Consider the following 20,255-nt stretch of genomic DNA (forward strand, 5'->3'; position numbering starts at 1 on the left):
GCAGCATGACCAGGAAATACACTGAGGACCATGAGTGGGTCGAAATCGCCGGCGACATCGCCACTGTCGGCATCACCGACTATGCGCAGCAGCAGCTGGGCGATGTCGTGTTCGTGGAGCTGCCGGCCCCCGGCAAGAAGGTGACCAAGGGCGGCGAGGCGGCCGTGGTCGAATCCGTGAAGGCGGCCAGCGAGGTCTATGCCCCGCTGACCGGCGAGGTCACCGAGGCCAATGGCGATCTGGAAGCCGCCCCCGGCACGGTGAACGAGGACCCGCACGGCAAGGGCTGGTTCTTCAAGATGAAACTCAGCAACACCGGCGAGCTGGATGGTCTGATGGACGAAGCCGCCTACAAGGCCTTCGTGGAAGGGCTGTGATCCCATGCGCTACCTACCGCTGACCGAGGCCGACCGGCGGGCCATGCTGGCCGCCATCGGCGTTCCCTCGGTCGATAGCCTGTTCCGTGACGTGCCGGAGGCCGCCTGGCTGAAGAAGCCGATCGAGGGGCTGCCCAATCACATGGGCGAGTTGGAGGTGGACCGCGCGCTCTCCGCCATGGCGGCGAAGAGCGTGACCGCCGGCAGCGTGCCGTTCTTCGTCGGTGGCGGGGCGTACAAGCATCATGTGCCCTCCTCGGTGGATCACCTGATCCAGCGCGGCGAGTTCATGACCTCCTACACGCCGTACCAGCCGGAAATCACCCAGGGCACGCTGCAGTACCTGTTCGAGTTCCAGACCCAGGTGGCGCTGATCACCGGCATGGATGTGGCCAACGCCTCCATGTATGACGGCTCGACCGCCGCCGCCGAGGCGGTGGTGATGGCGAACCGCGTGACCCGGCGCAACAAGGCGGTGCTGTCGGGCAATCTGCATCCGATGTACCGCGCGGTCATCGAGACTCACGCCAAGTTGCTGGATTTCGAGGCGGTCACCGGCCAGATCGATCCTAAGGGGGCTGACGATCTGATCGGCAAGATCGACGAAGCCACCTCCTGCGTTGTCGTGCAGAACCCGGATTTCTTCGGCAATCTGACCGACTTCACGAAGCTGGCCGAGGCCTGCCAGGCCAAGGGTGCTTTGCTGATCGTCGCGGTGACCGAGATCGTCTCGCTGGGCGCGGTGAAATCGCCGGGCGAGATGGGCGCGGACATCGTGGTGGCCGAGGGCCAGTCCATCGGCAATGCGCTGAATTTCGGCGGCCCCTATGTCGGCCTGTTCGCCACCAAGGAGAAATATGTCCGGCAGATGCCGGGCCGCCTCGCCGGTCAGACGGTGGACGCCACCGGAAGGCGCGGCTGGGTGCTGACCCTGTCTACCCGCGAGCAGCATATCCGCCGCGAGAAGGCGACCAGCAACATCTGCACGAACTCCGGCCTGTGCGCGCTGGCCTTCACCATCCACATGTCGCTGCTGGGCGAGGCGGGCTTTACCCGGCTGGCCGAGTTGAACCATGCGGCTGCGGTGACGCTGGCTGGCAAGCTGGCCGGCGTGAAGGGCGTGGAGGTGCTGACGGACAGCTTCTTCAACGAATTCACCGTGCGGCTGTCGAAGCCGGCGGCGCAGGTGGTCGAGGCGCTGGCGGCGAAACATATCCTGGCCGGCATCCCGGTCTCCCGCCTGATCCCCGGCCATGACGATCTGCTGGTGATCGCTGCCACCGAAGTGAACACGCAAGCCGATATGGACGCCCTGGCGAAGGGCCTCAGCGAGGTGCTGTCATGAGCGACTGGAGCAAGGCGCTGTCCTCCTTCGAGGGGGCGGCGGAGAACATGCCGACCATGACCGGCAATCTGGGCCTGCAGCTGGAAGAGCCGCTGATCTTCGAGCAGGGCGAGGATGGCCGCACCGGTGTCGATCTGCCGGACGTGCCGAAGGTGGAGAGCAAGCTGGGCGGGCTGGCGCGCAAGGGCGCTATCGGCCTGCCAGGCCTGTCGGAGCCGCAGGTGGTGCGGCACTACACCCGCCTCAGCCAGAAGAACTACGCCATCGATGCTGGGCTCTATCCGCTGGGTTCCTGCACGATGAAGCACAATCCCCGGCTGAATGAGAAGATGGCCCGCCTGCCGGGCTTCTCCGACGTGCATCCGCTGCAGCCGGTCTCTACTGTGCAGGGCGCGCTGGAGCTGATCGACACGCTGGCGCACTGGCTGAAGACGCTGACCGGCATGCCGGCCGTCGCCATGTCGCCGGCCGCCGGCGCGCATGGCGAGCTGTGCGGCATGATGGCGATCCGCGCTGCCATCGAGGCCAAGGGCGAGCGCCGCACCCGCGTGCTGGTGCCGGAATCGGCGCATGGCACCAACCCCGCCACGGCGGCGGCCTGCGGCTATACCGTCGATCCGATCCCCGCCAACGAGCGCGGCCGCGTCGATATCGAGGCCTTCAAGGCGAAGCTGGGGCCGGATGTCGCGGCGGTGATGATCACCAATCCGAACACCTGCGGGCTGTTCGAGAGCGAGATCATCGAAATTGCCGAGCTGATCCATTCGGTCGGCGGCTATTTCTACTGCGACGGCGCCAATTTCAACGCCATCGTCGGGCGCGTGCGCCCGGGCGACCTCGGCGTCGATGCCATGCACATCAACCTGCACAAGACCTTCTCCACCCCGCATGGCGGCGGCGGTCCAGGCGCCGGCCCGGTCGTGCTGTCCGAAGCGTTGGCGAAGTTCGTGCCGGTGCCCTATGTCGTACACGGCAAGGGCGGCTACAGCGTTGTCGAGAGCGAGGGTGCCGCGGAGGACGGCTTCGGCCGGCTGAAGGCCTTCCACGGCCAGATGGGCATGTTCGTGCGCGCGCTCACCTACATGATGAGCCACGGCGCGGACGGGCTGCGCCAGGTCGCCAACGACGCGGTGCTGAACGCCAATTACATCCTGGCCTGCTTGAAGGACGAGATGTCGCCGGCCTTCGATGGCCCCTGCATGCATGAGGCGCTGTTCGACGATACCTTCCTGAAGGGAACCGGCGTCACCACGCTCGACTTCGCCAAGGCGATGATCGACGAGGGCTATCACCCGATGACCATGTATTTCCCGCTGGTCGTCCACGGCGCCCTGCTGATCGAGCCGACCGAGACCGAAAGCAAGGAGGCGATCGATCAGTTCATCGCCGTGCTGGCCGGCCTCGCGAAGAAGGCGAAGCAGGGCGATCAGGCCGAGTGGTTCAAGGCCGCGCCGCGCTTCACCCCGCGCCGCCGGCTGGACGAGACGGCGGCCGCCCGCAAGCCGGTGCTGCGCTGGAAGCCCGAAGAACAGTCGAAGGACGCAGCGGACTGAGGTTCGCGGTTTCGGAAGATAGGGAAAAGGGCGCTCCGAGGGAGCGCCCTTTTTCTTTTGTGCGGATTATTCACCTTCCCGCTGTCATTGCCGGGCTTGACCCGGCAATCCAGGGGCCCCGTTCTGAGACGACACAGGCAGTGCACCGCCCCTGGACCCCCGGGTCAGGCCCGGGGGTGACAAGAGAAAGTTGCAGAGGCCAGCCCGTGAAAACCTACCCATTCTCCGCCAGCACATGGCCGGCGAGGTAGAGCGAGCCGCAGATCAGGATGCGCGCCGGCACGCCATCGGCGCGCAGGATGGCAGCGATGGCCTCCGCGACCGACCCTGCCGGCTCCGCCGCCAGCCCGGCCTGCTGCGCCAGGGCGGCACTCTGTGCGGCGCTCAGCGAATGCGCCTCGCCGGGGATCGCCACCGTCCGCACCGTACCGGCAAGTCCGGCGAAGGCATTGAGGAAATCCAGCGGCGTCTTGGTGTCCAGCATGCCGAAGACCAGATGCAGCGGCTTGTCCGCCCACAGCGCGCGGGCGGTCGCGGCCAGCATTCGGCCGGCATCGGCATTGTGCCCGCCATCCAGCCACAGCTCCCAGCCCGGCGGCAGTGCTTCCACCAGCGGACCGCGCGTCAGGTGCTGTATCCGGGCGGGCCAGCGGGCGGTGCGGAGCCCCTGTGCGATGTCCGCCGCGCTGACCGGCAGCCGGTCCATCGCGGCCTCCACCGTGGCGATGGCGGTGCCGGCATTGTCGATCTGGTGCAGGCCCGTCAGTACCGGCAGCGGCAGGCGGCGGGTGCCGTGCCCGCTGTCATAGACCAGCGCATCGCCTTCCTGCCGCGCCGTCCATTCGGTGCCGCCCCGGCTTGCCGGCGCGCCGATTTTCGTAGCGTAGGCATCCAGCACGCCGGGCACCTCCGCGAAGCGTTGCGGCGCATGGATGGCCGGCACGCCCGGCTTCATGATCGCCGCCTTCTCGCCCGCGATGGCCTGGATCGTGTCGCCCAGATACTGCATGTGATCCATGGAGATCGAGGTGATGACGGTCGCCAGCGGGCGGTCCACCACATTGGTGGCGTCCAGCCGTCCGCCCAGCCCGGTCTCCAGGATCAGCACATCGGCGGGCGTGCGGGAGAAGGCGAGAAAGGCGGCTGCCGTGGTGATCTCGAACAGGGTGATCGGCGCATCGCCATTGGCGCGCTCGCACTCTTCCAGGATGGCGGCGAGCGGCGCATCTTCGATCTCCGCGCCGGCGACATAGAAGCGCTCATTGAAGCGCACCAGATGCGGCGAGCTGTAGGCATGGACCTTGTAGCCCGCCGCCTCGTAGATCGCGCGCAGATAGGCCAGCGTCGAGCCCTTGCCGTTGGTACCGGCGATATGGATGACCGGCGGCAGCGCGCGTTCGGGATGGCCGAGTGCTTCCAGCAGCCGGTGCATCCGGTCCAGCGACAGGTCGATCAGCTTCGGATGCAGCTTCTGCAGCCGCTCCAGGATCGTCTCGGGGGCCGCCGGCGCCAAACCTGTTGCCACCTTGAGTCGCCCTTTCCTGATTGCGGAACTTACCGGCTGGCGCTTGCCTGAGCGGCGGGAGGTGCAATGCGCGGCGTCGGGCGCTTGTTGCGCAGCAGGCCCAGCACGCGGGTCAGCGTATCGCGCATCTCCTTGCGCGGCACCACCATGTCCACCATGCCATGTTCCTGCAGATACTCCGCGCGCTGGAAGCCGACGGGCAGCTGCTCGCGGATGGTCTCGGCGATGACGCGGGCACCGGCGAAGCCGATGACGGCGCCCGGCTCGGCAATGTGGATGTCGCCCAGCATGGCGAAGGAGGCGGTGACGCCGCCGGTCGTCGGGTCGGTCAGCAGCACGATGTAGGGTAGGCCCTTTTCCTTCACCATCTCCACCGCGATGATCGAGCGCGGCATCTGCATCAGCGACAGGATGCCTTCCTGCATGCGCGCCCCGCCGGAGGCCGGGATCGCCAGCAGGGCCGCATCCTCGGCCACGGCCAGCCGGCCGGCGGCGACCAGCGCCTCACCCACGGCGATGCCCATGGAACCGCCCATGAAGCTGAAATCGAAGGCGGCGATGACGGTCTTGTGCCCGCCGATGGTGCCGTGCGCGACGATGATGGCGTCCTGCCGGCCGGTCTTGGCCTGGGCTTCCTTCATGCGGTCGGAATAGCGCTTGCGGTCGCGGAACTTCAGCGGGTCCAGCGGCGGCTTCGGCAGGTCGATGGTCTTGTAGCTGCCCTCGTCGAACAGCATCTTCAGCCGCGTCACCACGTCGAGGCGCATGTGATGGCCGCAATGCGGGCACACACGGGAATTCTCGTCCAGTTCGCGCTGGAAGATCATCTGCCCGCAGCTGGGGCATTTCTCCCACAGATTGTCCGGCACCTCGGTCTTCTGCACCAGGGCGCGGATCTTCGGGCGAACGAAGTTATTCAGCCAATCCATCGGTCATTCCTGCCTTATGCAGCGGTGCGGGCCGCGCGCACGCCGCCCGCCAGTTTCGCGACGAAGCCCAGCGCCGCCTCGGCTAGTCCCGGCTTTGCCTTGCCGGCCTCGTCCAGATGGCCGGCGATGACGTCGACCAGCGCCGTGCCAACAACGGCGGCATCGGCAACGGCGGCTACCGCGCCGGCCTGCTCCGGCGTCCTGATGCCGAAACCAACGGCGACCGGCAGCTCGGTATGGCGCTTCAGCCGGGCGACCGCCTGGGCGACATGCTGGCTGTCCACGGCCTTCGTTCCGGTGACGCCGGTGAAGGAGACGTAATAGACGAAGCCCGATGTGTTGGACAGCACCTTGGGCAGGCGCTTGTCGTCGGTTGTCGGCGTCGCCAGCCGGATGAAGGCGATGCCGGCTTCCAGTGCCGGCAGGCACAGTTCGCTATCTTCCTCCGGCGGCAGATCGACGATGATCAGCCCGTCCACCCCGGCGCTCTTCGCATCCTTCAGGAAGCGCTCCACCCCATAGATATAGATCGGGTTGTAGTAGCCCATCAGGATGATCGGCGTGTCGTTGTCGCCGGACCGGAAGGCGCGCACCGCCTCAATGGTCTTCGCCAGCGTCATGCCGGCCTTCAACGCGCGCAGCGAGGCGGCCTGGATCGACGGGCCGTCGGCCATCGGGTCGGAGAAGGGCATGCCGATCTCGATCAGGTCGGCACCGGCGGCAGGCAGCCCCTTCAGGATCGCCAGCGCGGTTTCCGGATCGGGATCGCCGCCGGTGACGAAGGTGACAAGGCCGCCGCGGCCTTCCGCCTTCAGGGCGGCGAAGCGGCGGGTGATGCGGGACTCGGATGCGCTCATCAGGTCTTGTCCCTTACAGCTTGCCACGGGCTTTGAGGTGCTTCAGCACGGCGGCGAGGTCCTTGTCGCCGCGGCCGCACAGATTCATCACCAGCAGATGGTCCTTCGGCAGGGTCGGCGCCAGCTTGCCGACATAGGCCAGCGCGTGGCTCGGCTCCAGCGCCGGGATGATGCCTTCCATCTGCGCGCACAGCTTGAAGGCGTCCAGCGCCTCCTCGTCGGTCGCGCTGACATAGTTCACCCGGCCCATCTCATGCAGCCAGGAATGTTCCGGCCCGATGCCGGGATAGTCGAGGCCGGCGCTGATCGAGTGGGCGTCGGTGATCTGTCCGTCCTCGTTCTGCAGCAGGTAGGTGCGGTTGCCATGCAGCACGCCCGGACGACCGCCGGTCAGCGAGGCGGCGTGCTTGCCGCTCTCGATACCGTGGCCGGCGGCTTCCACCCCGTACATCTTCACCGACGAATCGTCGAGGAAGGGATGGAACAGGCCGATGGCGTTGGAGCCGCCGCCGATGCAGGCGACCAGACTGTCGGGCAGGCGCCCCTCGGCCTCCATCATCTGTTCGCGCGTCTCATGGCCGATCACCGACTGGAAGTCGCGTACCATGGCGGGGTAGGGGTGCGGGCCGGCGACCGTGCCGATGATGTAGAAATGCGTCTCCGCCTTGGCGACCCAGTAGCGCAGCGCCTCGTTCATCGCGTCCTTCAGCGTCGAGGTGCCCGACGTGACGGGCACCACCTCGGCGCCCAGCAGGCGCATGCGCTCGACGTTCGGCTGCTGGCGCTCGATATCCTCCGCACCCATGAAGACCTTGCACTTCATGCCGAACAGCGCGCAGACCGTGGCGGTGGCGACGCCATGCTGGCCGGCGCCGGTCTCGGCGATGATCTCGGTCTTGCCCATGCGCTTGGCGACCAGCGCCTGGCCCAGGCAGTTGTTGATCTTGTGCGCGCCGGTGTGGTTCAGCTCGTCGCGCTTGAAGTACAGCTTCGCCCCGCCGAAATGCGCGGTCAGCCGCTCCGCGAAATAGAGCGGCGAGGGTCGGCCGACATAATGCTTGAGGTAATAGTCGAACTCCGCCTTGAAGGCGGGGTCGGTCTTCGCCGCCTTGTAGGCCGCCTCGACCTCCAGGATCAGCGGCATCAGCGTCTCGGCGACGAAGCGCCCGCCGAAGATACCGAAATGCCCGGATTCGTCGGGACCGGCACGATAGGTGTTGGGGATGGGACTGGCCATCGTCGCTACGCCATTCGTCTGGGGTTCATGAGACGCCGCATAATGCAGACCTTGCCCCTCCGGCGCAAGGCGGGCGGCATCAAGCCGCCTTCGCCGCCTTCAGGAAGGCCCGGATCAGCGGAATCGACTTGCGGCCCGGCGCGTCCTCAACGCCGGAGGAGACATCGACGCCCGGCGCGCCGCTGGTGCGGATCGCCTCGGCCACATTGTCCGGGGTCAGCCCGCCGGCCAGCAGCCAGGGCTTGCCGAAATGCGCACCGGCCAGTAGCTGCCAGTCGAAGCGGAGCGCGTTGCCGCCGGGCAGCGCGTCCTTCATTTCCTTCGGCGGTTTCGCATCGAACATCAGCATGCCGGCCACCGGCTCGTAGGCGCTGGCCTTCGCCACATCCTCAGCACTGGCGACGGACAGCACCTTCATCACCGGCGTGCCGAAACGGCTGCGGATATCGGCCACGCGCTCTGGCGTCTCGTGCCCGTGCAGTTGCAGCAGGCCGGGGCGCATGGTGGCGACGATGGTTTCCAGCAGCGCATCATCGGCATCGACGGTCAGCGCTACGGTGCGCACGGCAGCCGGCACCGGCTTCGTCAGCTCGGTGGCCTGTTCGGGCGTCACGTTGCGCGGCGAGCGCGGATAGAAGACGAAGCCCAGGAAATCCGCCCCGCCTTCGATGGCGGCGGCGACGCTCTCCGGTGTCGAGAGGCCGCAGATCTTCACCAGCGTCATGTCAGGCGTCCGCGATCTCGGCGGCGATGCGGGCGACGGCCTCGGCGGGGTCGGCAGCACCGGTAATCGGTCGGCCAATGACCAGATAGTCGGCACCGGCGCGGATCGCGTCGGCGGGCGTCATGATGCGCTTCTGATCGCCGGTCTCGCTCCAGGAAGGGCGGATGCCGGGCACGATAAGCTTGAAGTCGCGGCCGCAGGCGGCGCGCACGGCGGTAATCTCGCGGGCCGAACAGACGATGCCGTCGAGGCCGCAATCCTGGGTGAGGCGCGCCAGCCGCACGACCTGGCTGACCGTCGGGCCATACTGGCCGACGGCGGTCAGGTCGGCATCGTCCAGGCTGGTCAGCACGGTGACGGCGATCACCAGCGGCTTCGCGATCCCGGCGGCATGCGCGGCGGAGGCGGCGGCGTCGCGCGCGGCCTCCATCATCGCCCGGCCGCCGCTGGCATGGACATTCAGCATGAAGGGCTGGCAGGTGCCGGTGGCGGCGCGCACCGCACCGGCGACCGTGTTCGGAATATCGTGATATTTCAGGTCGAGGAAGATCGGATGGCCGGCTTCAGCCACCTTGCGCACCCCGGCCGGGCCGTGCGCGTTGACGAACTCCAGTCCCAGCTTCACGCCGCCCAGGCTCGGCCCCAACCGGCCGGCAAGTCCGGCGGCATGGTCGAGGTCTGTGGTGTCGATCGCGCAGAAGACGCGCGAGAGGGCGGCGCTCGTGTCAGTCATGACGCGCTTATAGCCTATGCGCGGCTGTACGCCAATTGCGCTGCGGCAAGGTCTTCCAGTGCCGTGCCGACCGACTTGAAAAAGGTGATCTCCTGCGCTGACTGACGACCTTTCGCGGTACCACGCGTCAGGTCGTACAGGTCGCCCCGGATCGCATCGGGCGTCAGCGCGCCGGACTTCACCGCCAGCACGATGTCGCCGGCCTCCTTGAGGGCGCCCTCACGGGTATCGACGAACACGCTGGCGCGGCGGACCGCCTCGTCGTCGCTCTCGCGCATCTCCGGCGTGAAGGCGCCGACCAGGTCCAGATGCGCGCCCGGCTTCAGCCATGCGCCGTGCACCAGCGGCTGCTTCGACAGGGTGGCGCAGGAAATCAGGTCGGCCCAGCGCGCCACTTCTTCCAGATCGCCGGCCGCGGTTACGGCGCGGCCGGTCTCGGCGGCCATCTTGTCCGCCAGCGCCTGCGACTTCGTCTTGTCGCGCGCCCAGATGGCGATGCGGCGCAGCGAGGGGCGCACGGCCAGATGCGCGCGGATCAGCTGCGGCGCCAGCGCGCCGGCACCGACCATCAGCATCTTTTCCGAATCCTCACGGGCGAGATAGGAGGCGGCCAGCGCCGAGGCGGCGGCAGTGCGCCGCGCGGTCAGGGTCTGGCCATCGATCATCGCCAGTACCTCTCCGGTCTCGCCGGACAGCAGCAGGTACTGGCCCATGATGGCGGGCAGGCCCTTCTCGCCGTTCGACGGGAAGACGGTGACCATCTTGATGCCGATATAGCCGCCGGGCGTCCAGGCCGGCATCAGCAGCAGCGTCGCCTCGGCCTTGCCCGGCACCTCGACACCATGGTGGTGGCGCAGCGGCACGGTGCAGCCCTCGCGGAACATGGCGCGCAGCGCCTCGATCAGGGCGTCGTAGGGAAGCGCCCTGGCGGCGCTGTCGGCGTCGATGATCCGCATGGTCCTGTTGGGTCAGTGTGTGGTTGGCAGGGTGGGGGCGGTGTCCGAGGGCTTGCCGGTAGCGGGCAGGTTGGGCACGCCATCCGGATCGACGGCGAGGCGCTTGTCGCGGCGCAGCCGGTTCAGCTCCTGCTCCTGCTGGTCGGCGACACGGCGCAGGATGCGGATCTGGCGGCGGGTGCGCAGCACCTCGATCCACATGAAGCCGGCCCCGATCAGAAAGCCCAGGAACAGCATGGCGAGGATGGTGACGAACAGCGGCAGCGTCGCCGCATAGGGCAGCGGCCAGAGCGTGATCTCGACGGCTTCCCGGTTGGAGACGGCGAACAGCACCGCCAGCAGCAGGAAGGGCAGCGTGATCAGGGCGGTGAGTATCCGGGCGATGCGCGATTGCTGGGCCATGCCCGCAGTCCACACCGGCAGGCGGCTGCCGTCAAGGCTTCGGCATCAAGATTTGGCGGCGAGGTCGATCCCGAAATCGGGCAGCACGCTCTTCTGCTCGTCGTCGAGCACGGCCTCCGTCAGGTCAGCACCCTCCAGCACGGTGGCACGGCTGCGGCCGGTCGGCCTGCCATCGGCGCCGATCAGCGGGGCCGGCCCCAGCTTCGCCCCCGACAGGTCGGCACTGTGCAGCTTGGCACCGCGCAGGTTGGCGCCGGACAGATTGGCCCGGACCAGGCTGGCCTGGGAGAGGTCGGCGCCGGCCAGATCGGTCAGCACCAGCAGCGCGCCATTCAGCAGCGCGCCGCGCAGATTGGCCGCGCGCAGGCTGGCGCCCGACAGGTTGAAGCCGCGCAGATCGGCATCGGTGAGGTCGGCGCCATCCAGCTCCGCGCGTTCGCCGCGCTGGCCCTGGCTGCTTACCCAGCGGTCGTGGTCGAAGAGCTGGCGGTGCAGCTCAATGTCGAAGCCGTCCAGCGGCGGCGCGAAATTCGCACCTTCCGTATCGGCCCCGTCCAGCACGCCCTCAGTCAGCGTGACGCCGACCAGCCGGGCGCGCTGCAGGTTGGCCCCGTTGAGATGCGCGTTGCTGAGGTTGGCCCCGTTCAGCAGCGCCTCGCGCAGGTTGGCCGCGCCAAGGTCGGCGTCGGTCAGGTCAGTGTTGCGCATGTTGGCGCCGGCCAGGCTGGCATTGCGCAGCACGGTGCCGACCAGCATCGCGCCGGTCAGGTCAGCCTGATCCAGATTGGCGCCCGACAGATCGGCGCCCGAAAGGTTCGTAAGCCGCAGCATCGCGCCCTCGAAGCCTGGCGATGACATGGAGACGGTACCATGCGCGCCGCGCAGATCGGCCCCATTCAGATCGCTGCCCCGGAAGCTGGCGCCCGACAGGTTCGCGTCCACCAGCTTGGCCTTGCGGAGGGACGCCTCATCCAGCGTCGCGGCGGTCAGGTCAGCGCCGGTCAGGTCCGCCCCTTCCAGATTGGCACCGGTCAGGCGGATACCCTGAAGGCCGGCACCGGACAGCTGGCATTTCCGCAGATCCCGGCCGGACAGGTCGAGGCCGAACAGGCTGACATTGCTGAAATCGGCCGGCATGGCATCTTCCGCGCCGGCGAGCCAACGCCGGTGCGCTTCGAGTTCCGCGAAGATATGTTCGCGCGATCTGTAGGAATGCAGTGCCATTGCGATACAATATCACCGAAAGAATTAACCGTCGGTTAACTGCCCTGCGGCGGAAGATGCGCCGGCCGGTCATAGACCCGGTAGAAGCCGATCAGCAACATCCTGACCTCCTCCTGCTCGCCCAGCGGCAGGACAAGGCGATGGTAATAGCCGATCACATAATCATCGGGCTGGAACTTGTGGCATTGATAGACCGGCTTGCGGTCCGCGACGATGCGGTCATAGCTCTCGATGGCGGCGTCACGGAGCTGCGTAATGCCGGGCTCCTCGATATAGCGCCCGGTGAGGTCCGCGCCACGGATGGCGCAGACCTCGGTGCCGTAGAGGCGGAACCGGTAGCGGTTCCGCTCGCCTCTTTCCACATCTATCAGGATCAGGTTCGGCAGCAGGCCTGGAATTTCGACCGGGTCGATGTCAGTGCGGGCCGGCATGAGGCGGTTGCCGCGCTTGCCTTCCCAGTAGTCGTATAATTGCCGCAACCGCTCATGCTGTATGGCCTCCCGCACGACTGCCCCTTCTTTTCTGGCCTGACTTTTCTGGCCGGGGCTGCCGATTCAGGAGATGCGCATCCTCTGCTCCGGTCGCCGGCCGGCTTCGTTTGCCGCCTCGAATTCGTGGATATAGTCGCGCGTAATCGGCAAGGCATCCATCGATTTTGCGAGCTGAATCTGGAAGACCATCAGTTCCTTGCGCCGGAAGCCCAGCTCGCAGGCGGTGAGATAGAAATCCCACATGCGGCAGAAGCGCTCGTCATAGATTTCGCGCACCTTGTCGAGGTTGCCGTAGAAATTGCGGCGCCAGGCCAGCAGCGTCTCGGCATAATGCAGCCGCAGGACCTCGATATCGGTGATCAGCAGGTTGCATTCCTCGATTGGCCCGGTGATCTCCGAGATCGTCGGGATATAGGAGCCGGGGAAGATATATTTGCGCATCCAGGCATTCACCGGGCCCGGCTGGTCGAAGCGCCCGATGGAATGGACGACGGCCACCCCGTCCTCGGCCAGCAGTTCCTTCACCTTGGAGAAGAAGGCGCGGTAATGGTGCTTTCCGACATGCTCCAGCATGCCGACAGAGACGATGCGGTCGTAGGTTCCGGTCTCGTTGCGGTAGTCGCGCAGATGGAAGCCGACCCGGTCCGACAGCCCCTTGTCGCTGGCGCGCTGGTTGGAAACCTTGTGCTGTTCCTCCGACAGGGTGATGCCGGTGACCGACACCTTCGCCGCTTCCGCCAGCGTCAACCCCAGCCCGCCCCAGCCGGACCCGATGTCCAGCACCTTCTGGCCGGGCTGCAGCGAGAGCTTTGCCGCCAGATGCAGCTTCTTGCGGCGCTGCGCTGTTTCCAGATCGTCGGATGGATGGGCGAAATAGGCGCAGGAATATTGCTGGTCACTGTCCAGGAACAGGCTGAACAGCCTTCCATCCAGGTCGTAGTGATGCGCAACCCGCTGCTTTGCCCGCGGGATCGGGTTGTAGTCAGCGAAGCGGGCCAGGAAATTGCGGATGCGCGACAGCCAGCGCAGCACCCCGTCATCATAGGCGAGCCGCAGATTCTGCACGCCGATATCGACGAAGTCGTAGAGCGTGCCTTCCTCAATGACCAGCTTGCCGTCCATATAGGCTTCGCCGACAGCAAGCTGCGGGGCCAGCATCACCTTCCAGTGCATATGCGGGTCGGTGATCCGGATGGTGACCTTTGGCGCGTCCGTGGCCTTGTAGCGGCGGGTGCGTCCCTTGGCGTCGATGATCGTCAGGTCACCGACCTTGATTAGCCTCTCGAAGAGTGTGTTTGCCAGCATCGTTCGTGATCCTCACGTCAGCTTCTGGCTCATCCCTTCTATAAAGCGTAATAGACGCCCTTAAGGTTCCGCAAGTCTGGACAAGGCAACTCTTATGCAAGGCCGGTATTCATTTCCGGCCATGCATGGATGGGGCGGGCAAGTGGTGGTGGAAGTGTCCGCAGCCAGCCACTAATGCTTGGGGATGTCTAGCGGTTCGAAATTCCGCATTGGCGGCGTGCGGCGGACGATTTCCTCCAGCACGGCCTCCACCGCCTTCACGTCACGCTCCAGGCGTGCGTCGGGCTTCCGGTCCGGAGACTTCTCCGCATCGCGTTCCAGCAATTCGCCCAGAAGCTGGCGGTCCTCGTCGCAGCGTTCGTGCCCGCCGAGATAAATCAGGTCGCGGCGCAGCATCAGCCCGTAGAAGGCACGCGCAACCTCCATGGCAGCCCGGCTGACGCGGCGCTCCAGCCCGTCGATATGCTCCACCAGATGGCCGCGTTCGGTTGCCGACATCTGCAAATTGACCAGTTTGCTGCGCGTGAAGGCGGCCAGCACGAGGAAGGATTTCACCTCCTCGAAGAAGCCGCGATAGCGCGTGAAGGAATAGCGCGACACCTGCCGACGGGTGGCGGCGCAGCGGCGCAGCATCGCCTTCGCCTCCTGCTCGAAGGATTGCAGCAGTTCGACCGTCATCTGCTGTTCGGGGCTGGGTTTGGCCATTAGAGCGCTCGCATATTGGGCCATCCGATATATACTGCCCCGACCCGAAACCAACAGGACCCGTTTGACAGGATGGCGGAGCGCTTTAGATAAGGGGAATCGAAACAACCCGCAACTTTATCCGTGCGGCCCGGGCAACTGGGATGATCGGTAAGGCTGTAAGGGCGTTCCCATCCGGAACGGCATAAACAACAGGAGGCAACGTTTCATGAAGATCGGTTTGAAGACCCTGGCTGCGGTCGCGGCACTCGCGACTGTCACGGCTGCCCTGCCCGCTAAGGCGCAGGATGCCCGCTCTTACGTGCTCGCCACCGCGACCACGGGCGGCACCTACTATCCGGTCGGTGTGGCGCTGGCCACGCTGGTGAAGGTGAAGCTGGAGCCGAAGATGAAGATCGGCCTATCGGCAATCAGCTCCGCCGGCTCGGGCGAGAATGTGAAGATGCTGCGCGAAAAGCAGGCCGACTTTGCCATTCTGCAGGGCCTGTTCGGGCTGTATGCGAAGGAAGGCAGCGGTTCCATCGCGCAGGACGGCCCGCAGAAGAACATCCGCTCCATCACCATGCTGTGGCCGAATGTCGAGCATTATGTGCTGGCGGCGTCCGAGGTGAAGACCGGCACGGCGGCCGACCTGATGGGGCTGAAGGGCAAGAAATTCTCGATCGGCGCGCGCAACAGTGGCACCGAGCATTCCAACCGCTTCATCCTGAAGAATCTGGGTATCGACCCGGAGAGCCTTGACCTGGTGTTCCAGGGCTATGGCCCGACCGCCGATTCGCTGCAGAACGGTGCCATCGTCGGCGCCGGCATCCCGGGCGGCCCGCCGGTGTCCGTCATCACCCGCATCGCCGCCCAGATGGGCGACAAGGTGAAGGTGCTGCAGTTCACCGACGAAGAGATCAAGAAGGCGGATGCCGGTACCGGCCTCTACTACAAGTACACGATTCCGGCCGGCACCTACCCGGACCAGGACAAGGCCTGGACGACCATCGCCCAGCCGAACTTCCTGGGTGTGAATGACAGCGTTCCGGAAGCGGATGTCTATGAGATCACCAAGACGATCTATGAGAACCTGCCGTTCCTGAACAACATCCACGCGGCGACCAAGGCGATGTCGCTGGAAGAGGCCATGTCGGGCCTGCCGATGCCGCTGCATCCGGGTGCCGCGCGCTTCTACAAGGAAAAGGGGCTGACCGTTCCGGCGTCGCTGATGGCGAACTGATCCGGTCACACTGCCTTTGATGGTTACCGGCGCGGGGCGAGCGATCGTCCTGCGCCGGGCCATTTCCTGTCCTTGTCCTCCAGCAGCGGATTCCTGCCTTGAGCGAAGCCCGTCCCCAGTCCAGCCAGGCGCCCTCCGCCGACGAAAATGCCGGCGAGGTGCATTCCGCGCCCGAATTGCGGCCCGCCGATTCGCTGCCCGGCAAGGCGGCCTTCTGGGTCGGCATCGCGCTGGCGCTTGTGCATATCTGGATCAATACGCTCGGCACGATCTCCGAACTCTGGGCGTCCGTGCTGCATTTCGGCGGCTTCGGCCTGCTCTGCGCGCTGCTCTATCCGGCCTGGCAGGCAAAGTCCGGCGCTGGCCGTGCCATGGTGCTGGCGCTCGACGTGCTGCTTGGCCTCGCGGCACTATCGCTGTTCGCCTATCTGGTGCTGGGGGAGCCGACCTTCTACGCCCGTAACGGCGCCTTCTTCTGGTATGACTGGGTCTTCACGGCGATTGCGGTGCTGCTGGCGATCGAATTCACCCGGCGCACCACCGGCCTGATCATTCCCATCCTGATCATCCTTGCCTTCACCTATGTGACGCTGTGGGGCAACTGGTTCACCGGGGTGCTGTCCTTCAGCGGGCTCGGCTACGAGACGATGCTGTTCCGCAGCTTCTATTCCGATGACGGGATGTTCGGCGTCATCGCCACCATCTCCTACAGCTTCGTCTTCATGTTCATCCTGTTCGGCGCCTTCCTGGTGCGCTCGGGTGCAGGCGACTTCATCATCGATTTCGCGCGCGCGGTCGCCGGCAAGCTGATCGGCGGGCCCGGCTTCGTCGCTGTCATCGGCTCGGCGCTGATGGGCACGATCTCCGGATCGGCGGTTGCCAACACCGTCTCCACCGGCGTTATAACCATTCCGTTGATGAAGCGCGCCGGCTTTCCCGCAAAGTTCGCCGCCGGCGTCGAGGCGACGGCCTCGACGGGCGGCATGCTGATGCCGCCGATCATGGGGGCGGGCGCCTTCGTGATGGCCAGCTACACGCAGATTTCCTATCTCACCATCGCCGCCGTCTCGCTGCTGCCGGCGCTGCTCTATTTCTTCGGTGTCGCCTGTTTCGTGCGGGTCGAGGCGAAGAAGCAGAACATGACGACGACGGACACCGATGCGCCGCGCATTATGGAGGTGATGAAGCGCGGGGTGACTTTCTTCATCCCCATCGGCCTTTTGATCTACATGCTGATCGACGGCTTCACCCCGACCTATGCCGCCGGCTACGCCATCCTGGCTACCATCGTTGCCTCCTGGTTCACCAAGACCCACCGCATGGGGCCGAAGGAGATCCTGGAGGCGCTGGCCACCGGCTCGCGCAACATGATCATGACGGCGGTGCTGCTGGTCTCCATCGGCATCGTGGTGAACGCGGTGACGCTGACCGGTATCGGCAACACCTTCTCGCTGATGATCAGCAACTGGGCGGGCGGCAATATCCTGATCGCGCTGGTGCTGATCGCGCTCGCCAGCCTGGTGCTGGGCATGGGGCTGCCGGTGACGGCCTCCTACATCGTGCTGGCGACTTTGTCCGCGCCGGCGCTGTCCGACATGATCGTGCAGAGCGAGCTGGTGAATGCCTTCGTCGCCGGCAATGTGCCGGATGCCGCCAAGGCCATCTTCATGCTGGTGGCCCCCGACAAGCTCGACCTGCTGAACGGCCCGATGAGCAAGGATGCCGCCGAGGCTCTGGTCGCCGCCATCCCGCCGGAGATGATGGGCACGGTGAAGGAATCGACGCTGACGCCGGCCATCCTGACCACGGCGCTGCTGTCGGCGCACATGATCATCTACTGGCTGAGCCTCGATTCGAACGTGACGCCGCCGGTCTGCCTGACCGCCTTCGCCGCCGCTGCCATCGCCAAGAGCCCGCCGATGGCCACCGGCTTTACTGCCTGGAAGGTGGCGAAGACGCTGTACATCGTGCCGGTGCTGTTCGCCTATACGCCGTTCCTGAACGGCGACCCCATCCTGGCGCTGGAAATCTTCGGCTTCGCGCTGATCGGCATCTACGCGCTGATCGGCGCCATGGAGGGCTATCTGGAGGCGCCGGTCTCCTGGCCGATGCGTGCCGTGCTGTTCGCCATTGGCGTTACCATCCTGTGGCCCAACGACTGGACGGTGAACTTCATCGGCACCGGGCTGTTCCTGGCCTTTTTCGCCTGGAACCTGCGGTCGGACCGCAGGCTGAAGGCGGCGCAGGCGTAAGGATCAGTAGAAGATGTGCAGGCCGATGCCGGCATAGTCGAGCCGGCGGTCGTAGAACTGCCCGTTCGGATTGCGGCCGCTGTAATATTCCAGCAGCAGCATGACGCGCCGCCCGCCGACCACCGGGTTGGTGAACTCGATGCCGCCGCGCAGCGACAGGTCGGTGGACCAGTCATTCTCCTCGCGATTGTGCAGGTCGGCGGCAAAGACGGGACGGGCCAGCCCGTCGAAGAAGGTGACGTCCGGCGTGATCTCCAGCCCGTACTGCGCCGACCAGGGCTTCAGGTCCGACGGCTCCTTGTGGAACAGGAAGCCGCCGCCGCCATAGACCCGGTAAGTGTCGTCGAACTCGTAGGACAGCAGCAGGTCCACCGCCTCGTAGCTGAGATTGACCCGGTTGTTCTGGTTCACATCCTCGCGCAGCAGATATTCGTCGCCCAGATGCGAGCTCTGGTGATAGAGCCGCGCCATGGCGGAGAAATTGTCGTGGCGGTAGGTCACCGGGATGCCGACCCAGTAATCTGCGTTGATCAGATCCTTCGATTCGGAATCGAGGTCGAACAGCGCGAACACGCCAGCCTGGAAGCCCAGCTCCCAGTTGCCGCCATCGCCGGTCGGGCCGCGCAGCAGGCTGAAGGTCTCGCCGAAGCTCGTCGAGCCGGCATGTGTCACGTCCTCGTCATTGTCGTAATACTGGTAGGAGGCGGAGAAATGCGCCCAGCGCGGGTCGGCCAGCAACGCGTCGAACAGCGGCTTGCCGGGCGGCAGGGCCACCGTCTTTTCCGCCGAGGTTGCGCGCGGCGAGACCGGCGTGCCCTCCGCCGCAGGGCGCGACTGTGCAGCCCCACTGGCAATGGCCGGCGTTGGAGCCTGGGCCTCGCCAGCCCCTGTCCCGCCAGCCTCTGTCACGCGAACCGCGCGCACGCCCTTCAGCTTCTCGATGGCGCGGACGATCTCCGCGCTCGACTTGCCGGCGATGGCTTCACGGCGCAACGTCACCACACCGTCCTGTACGCTTACCGCCTCGGCGGGCAAGGCAAAGTCGCGTTCCAGCACCGCCGAGACATAGCCTGCCAGGAACACATCCTGGCGCGCCGGAAGGTCGGTCTGTGCCGATGCCGGCAGCGAGGGGCCAAGGAGGGCCGCCGCACCAAGCAGGCCGGAGAGGAGGAGGGGGCGGAAGAGCTTGCGGTCGGCGGGTGGATGCATGGAGCGCTCCATCACTAGGATTCAGAGGTCACGCAAGAAGGGCCGGCGCGGGGCCGACCCTTCGCGTCGAAGTCCTGTCCGCCGAGGCAGGGGGGATGGGGGGAGGCGGACGCTTCGACCAAGTGTAAACCTGTGCGGCGGTTAATCCACCTTCACATCGTCATCATCGGTCAGCGCACCGGCCGCGGCACCGCCGGCACCACCGATTACAGCGCCGGTCACCCAGCTGCCGGTCATCAGGCCGATAGCGCCACCGGCCGCGGCACCCATGGCACCGCCGGACAGCGCGCGCTGCTCCTGCTTGTTCATGCTGGAACAGGCCGACAGGGCCACCAGCGCCAGCGCCGCCATGGTGCCGGCAAGGGTCCGCCGCACCGCCGTGCCGCGCGTGGGTTCAGTCTTCTCGGTCCGAATGGGGGTCATGCTCATATCACCCTCCTCCTGTGAACTGGGGCCCACGCGATGGCTCTTCGGATGCGGGGGCGTCAGGAATGAAACGCGATGGTGGCGCGACGGTTCCCGAAAACTTCACACGGTCTGTCACGGGGGGCTCTATCGCGGCGTATCGCAAGCCGCTAAAGTTCCTGCCAAACGCGCAGCGCCAGGGAGGAAATCATGGCCGCCACCGATCCCAACCGCGTCATCCTGACCGGGGAGAATCCCTTCATCCGCCTCAGCCACAAGGATGGCGATGCGAACAGCACGGATGCCAGCTTCTGGCGTCTCTATTTCAGCCCAATGGGGCCGGGGCATGTGCTCTATCTGAAGAGCGAGCTGACCGAGGACCGCTGGGAAATCTATTCCGACAATATCGCGCTGGCGCGCTGGCTGCAGGATACCGTGCAGGGCATGCTGAACGCGGAGCTGAAGGACAAGTCTATCCCGGTGCAGGAGGCGGAGTTCGCGAAGCCGGAGGGCAATCCGCATCATTTCTGGACCGAGCGCGTGCTGAGTGCCGATGGCGAGATCGCGCTGACCTGGTACGAGACCGGCGATCCGCTGCTGATCCATACCCAGCCGAACGAGGTGCCGGGCCGGCAGTATGGCCTGTCCACCATCCTGATGCCGGCGCTGGGCGCCCGGCTGACCCTGAACGGGATGGAGGCCTCGGGCCGGCCCTGGCCGCGCGAGCGTGATGGGCGGCCCTTCAGCACCTGCGCGCTGGCCTTCTCCGAAAGCTGGACGGAGCCGCGCTGAACATAAGGAAAA

Annotated in this window: 20 protein-coding genes; 6 read left to right on the forward strand and 14 right to left on the reverse strand. The window is 66.0% G+C overall.

Features of this window, described 5'->3' with window-relative positions; translation table 11 throughout:
• The first annotated feature begins 5 nt into the window (after window positions 1–5).
• The 3 genes from gcvH to gcvPB are packed head-to-tail and all read left to right on the forward strand — an operon-like array spanning window position 6 to window position 3,275.
• Window positions 6–377, forward strand: a complete 372-nt coding sequence (gene gcvH, locus P24_RS07030) for a glycine cleavage system protein GcvH (RefSeq protein ID WP_008944006.1) — start codon at window positions 6–8, stop codon at window positions 375–377.
• Window positions 378–381: 4 nt separating this feature from the next.
• A complete protein-coding gene (gene gcvPA / locus P24_RS07035) occupies window positions 382–1,722 on the forward strand; it encodes an aminomethyl-transferring glycine dehydrogenase subunit GcvPA (protein WP_008944007.1) in 1,341 nt (446 codons plus the stop codon).
• On the forward strand, window positions 1,719–3,275 hold the full coding sequence (gene gcvPB, locus P24_RS07040) for an aminomethyl-transferring glycine dehydrogenase subunit GcvPB (protein ID WP_008944008.1): 1,557 nt from the start codon (window positions 1,719–1,721) through the stop codon (window positions 3,273–3,275). The genes gcvPA and gcvPB overlap by 4 nt, the downstream gene beginning before the upstream one ends.
• A 214-nt stretch (window positions 3,276–3,489) precedes the next feature.
• Here gcvPB and P24_RS07045 read toward each other — a convergent pair whose 3' ends face one another.
• From P24_RS07045 to P24_RS07100, 12 genes are all read right to left on the reverse strand, one after another.
• Window positions 3,490–4,788, reverse strand: a complete 1,299-nt coding sequence (locus tag P24_RS07045; protein WP_008944009.1) for a bifunctional folylpolyglutamate synthase/dihydrofolate synthase — start codon at window positions 4,786–4,788, stop codon at window positions 3,490–3,492.
• A 41-nt stretch (window positions 4,789–4,829) separates the two neighbouring features.
• Window positions 4,830–5,729, reverse strand: a complete 900-nt coding sequence (accD, locus tag P24_RS07050; RefSeq protein ID WP_008944010.1) for an acetyl-CoA carboxylase, carboxyltransferase subunit beta — start codon at window positions 5,727–5,729, stop codon at window positions 4,830–4,832.
• Between the two features lie 14 nt (window positions 5,730–5,743).
• Window positions 5,744–6,586: a tryptophan synthase subunit alpha gene (gene trpA, locus P24_RS07055; protein ID WP_008944011.1), complete on the reverse strand. Its 843-nt coding sequence runs from the start codon at window positions 6,584–6,586 to the stop codon at window positions 5,744–5,746.
• Window positions 6,587–6,599: 13 nt separating this feature from the next.
• Window positions 6,600–7,823: a tryptophan synthase subunit beta gene (gene trpB, locus P24_RS07060; protein WP_008944012.1), complete on the reverse strand. Its 1,224-nt coding sequence runs from the start codon at window positions 7,821–7,823 to the stop codon at window positions 6,600–6,602.
• Between the two features lie 79 nt (window positions 7,824–7,902).
• Window positions 7,903–8,547, reverse strand: a complete 645-nt coding sequence (locus P24_RS07065) for a phosphoribosylanthranilate isomerase (RefSeq protein WP_008944013.1) — start codon at window positions 8,545–8,547, stop codon at window positions 7,903–7,905.
• 1 nt (window position 8,548) lies between these two features.
• A complete protein-coding gene (gene pyrF / locus P24_RS07070) occupies window positions 8,549–9,280 on the reverse strand; it encodes an orotidine-5'-phosphate decarboxylase (protein ID WP_008944014.1) in 732 nt (243 codons plus the stop codon).
• 14 nt (window positions 9,281–9,294) lie between these two features.
• The gene (gene lhpI / locus P24_RS07075) at window positions 9,295–10,236 is read right to left on the reverse strand and encodes a bifunctional Delta(1)-pyrroline-2-carboxylate/Delta(1)-piperideine-2-carboxylate reductase (protein ID WP_008944015.1); all 942 of its coding nucleotides are present in this window, start codon (window positions 10,234–10,236) and stop codon (window positions 9,295–9,297) included.
• Between the two features lie 12 nt (window positions 10,237–10,248).
• Complete coding sequence (locus P24_RS07080; RefSeq protein WP_008944016.1) at window positions 10,249–10,638, reverse strand: LapA family protein; 390 nt, start codon at window positions 10,636–10,638, stop codon at window positions 10,249–10,251.
• Window positions 10,639–10,683: 45 nt separating this feature from the next.
• Window positions 10,684–11,775: a pentapeptide repeat-containing protein gene (locus P24_RS07085; protein WP_192813235.1), complete on the reverse strand. Its 1,092-nt coding sequence runs from the start codon at window positions 11,773–11,775 to the stop codon at window positions 10,684–10,686.
• Window positions 11,776–11,897: 122 nt separating this feature from the next.
• Window positions 11,898–12,368 (reverse strand): PAS domain-containing protein, encoded by a 471-nt coding sequence (locus P24_RS07090; RefSeq protein ID WP_183077983.1) that lies wholly within the window; start codon window positions 12,366–12,368, stop codon window positions 11,898–11,900.
• A gap of 48 nt (window positions 12,369–12,416) precedes the next feature.
• Window positions 12,417–13,658, reverse strand: a complete 1,242-nt coding sequence (locus P24_RS07095) for an SAM-dependent methyltransferase (protein WP_008944019.1) — start codon at window positions 13,656–13,658, stop codon at window positions 12,417–12,419.
• Window positions 13,659–13,829: 171 nt separating this feature from the next.
• Window positions 13,830–14,363: a hypothetical protein gene (locus P24_RS07100; protein ID WP_008944020.1), complete on the reverse strand. Its 534-nt coding sequence runs from the start codon at window positions 14,361–14,363 to the stop codon at window positions 13,830–13,832.
• Window positions 14,364–14,571: 208 nt separating this feature from the next.
• Here P24_RS07100 and P24_RS07105 point away from each other — a divergent pair, with 208 nt between their 5' ends.
• A complete protein-coding gene (locus P24_RS07105) occupies window positions 14,572–15,585 on the forward strand; it encodes a TAXI family TRAP transporter solute-binding subunit (RefSeq protein WP_008944021.1) in 1,014 nt (337 codons plus the stop codon).
• A gap of 98 nt (window positions 15,586–15,683) precedes the next feature.
• Window positions 15,684–17,837 (forward strand): TRAP transporter permease, encoded by a 2,154-nt coding sequence (locus tag P24_RS07110; protein ID WP_008944022.1) that lies wholly within the window; start codon window positions 15,684–15,686, stop codon window positions 17,835–17,837.
• Between the two features lie 3 nt (window positions 17,838–17,840).
• Here P24_RS07110 and P24_RS07115 read toward each other — a convergent pair whose 3' ends face one another.
• A complete protein-coding gene (locus P24_RS07115) occupies window positions 17,841–19,046 on the reverse strand; it encodes a DUF1207 domain-containing protein (RefSeq protein WP_192813236.1) in 1,206 nt (401 codons plus the stop codon).
• Between the two features lie 141 nt (window positions 19,047–19,187).
• Window positions 19,188–19,475 carry a glycine zipper domain-containing protein gene (locus P24_RS20665; RefSeq protein ID WP_008944024.1) on the reverse strand — a complete coding sequence of 96 codons (288 nt, stop codon included), beginning with the start codon at window positions 19,473–19,475 and terminating at the stop codon, window positions 19,188–19,190.
• A gap of 186 nt (window positions 19,476–19,661) precedes the next feature.
• Here P24_RS20665 and P24_RS07125 point away from each other — a divergent pair, with 186 nt between their 5' ends.
• Window positions 19,662–20,243: a hypothetical protein gene (locus P24_RS07125; RefSeq protein WP_008944025.1), complete on the forward strand. Its 582-nt coding sequence runs from the start codon at window positions 19,662–19,664 to the stop codon at window positions 20,241–20,243.
• The last annotated feature ends 12 nt before the right edge of the window (window positions 20,244–20,255 follow it).

It is taken from the genome of Oceanibaculum indicum P24, from assembly GCF_000299935.1.
GTDB lineage: Bacteria > Pseudomonadota > Alphaproteobacteria > Oceanibaculales > Oceanibaculaceae > Oceanibaculum > Oceanibaculum indicum.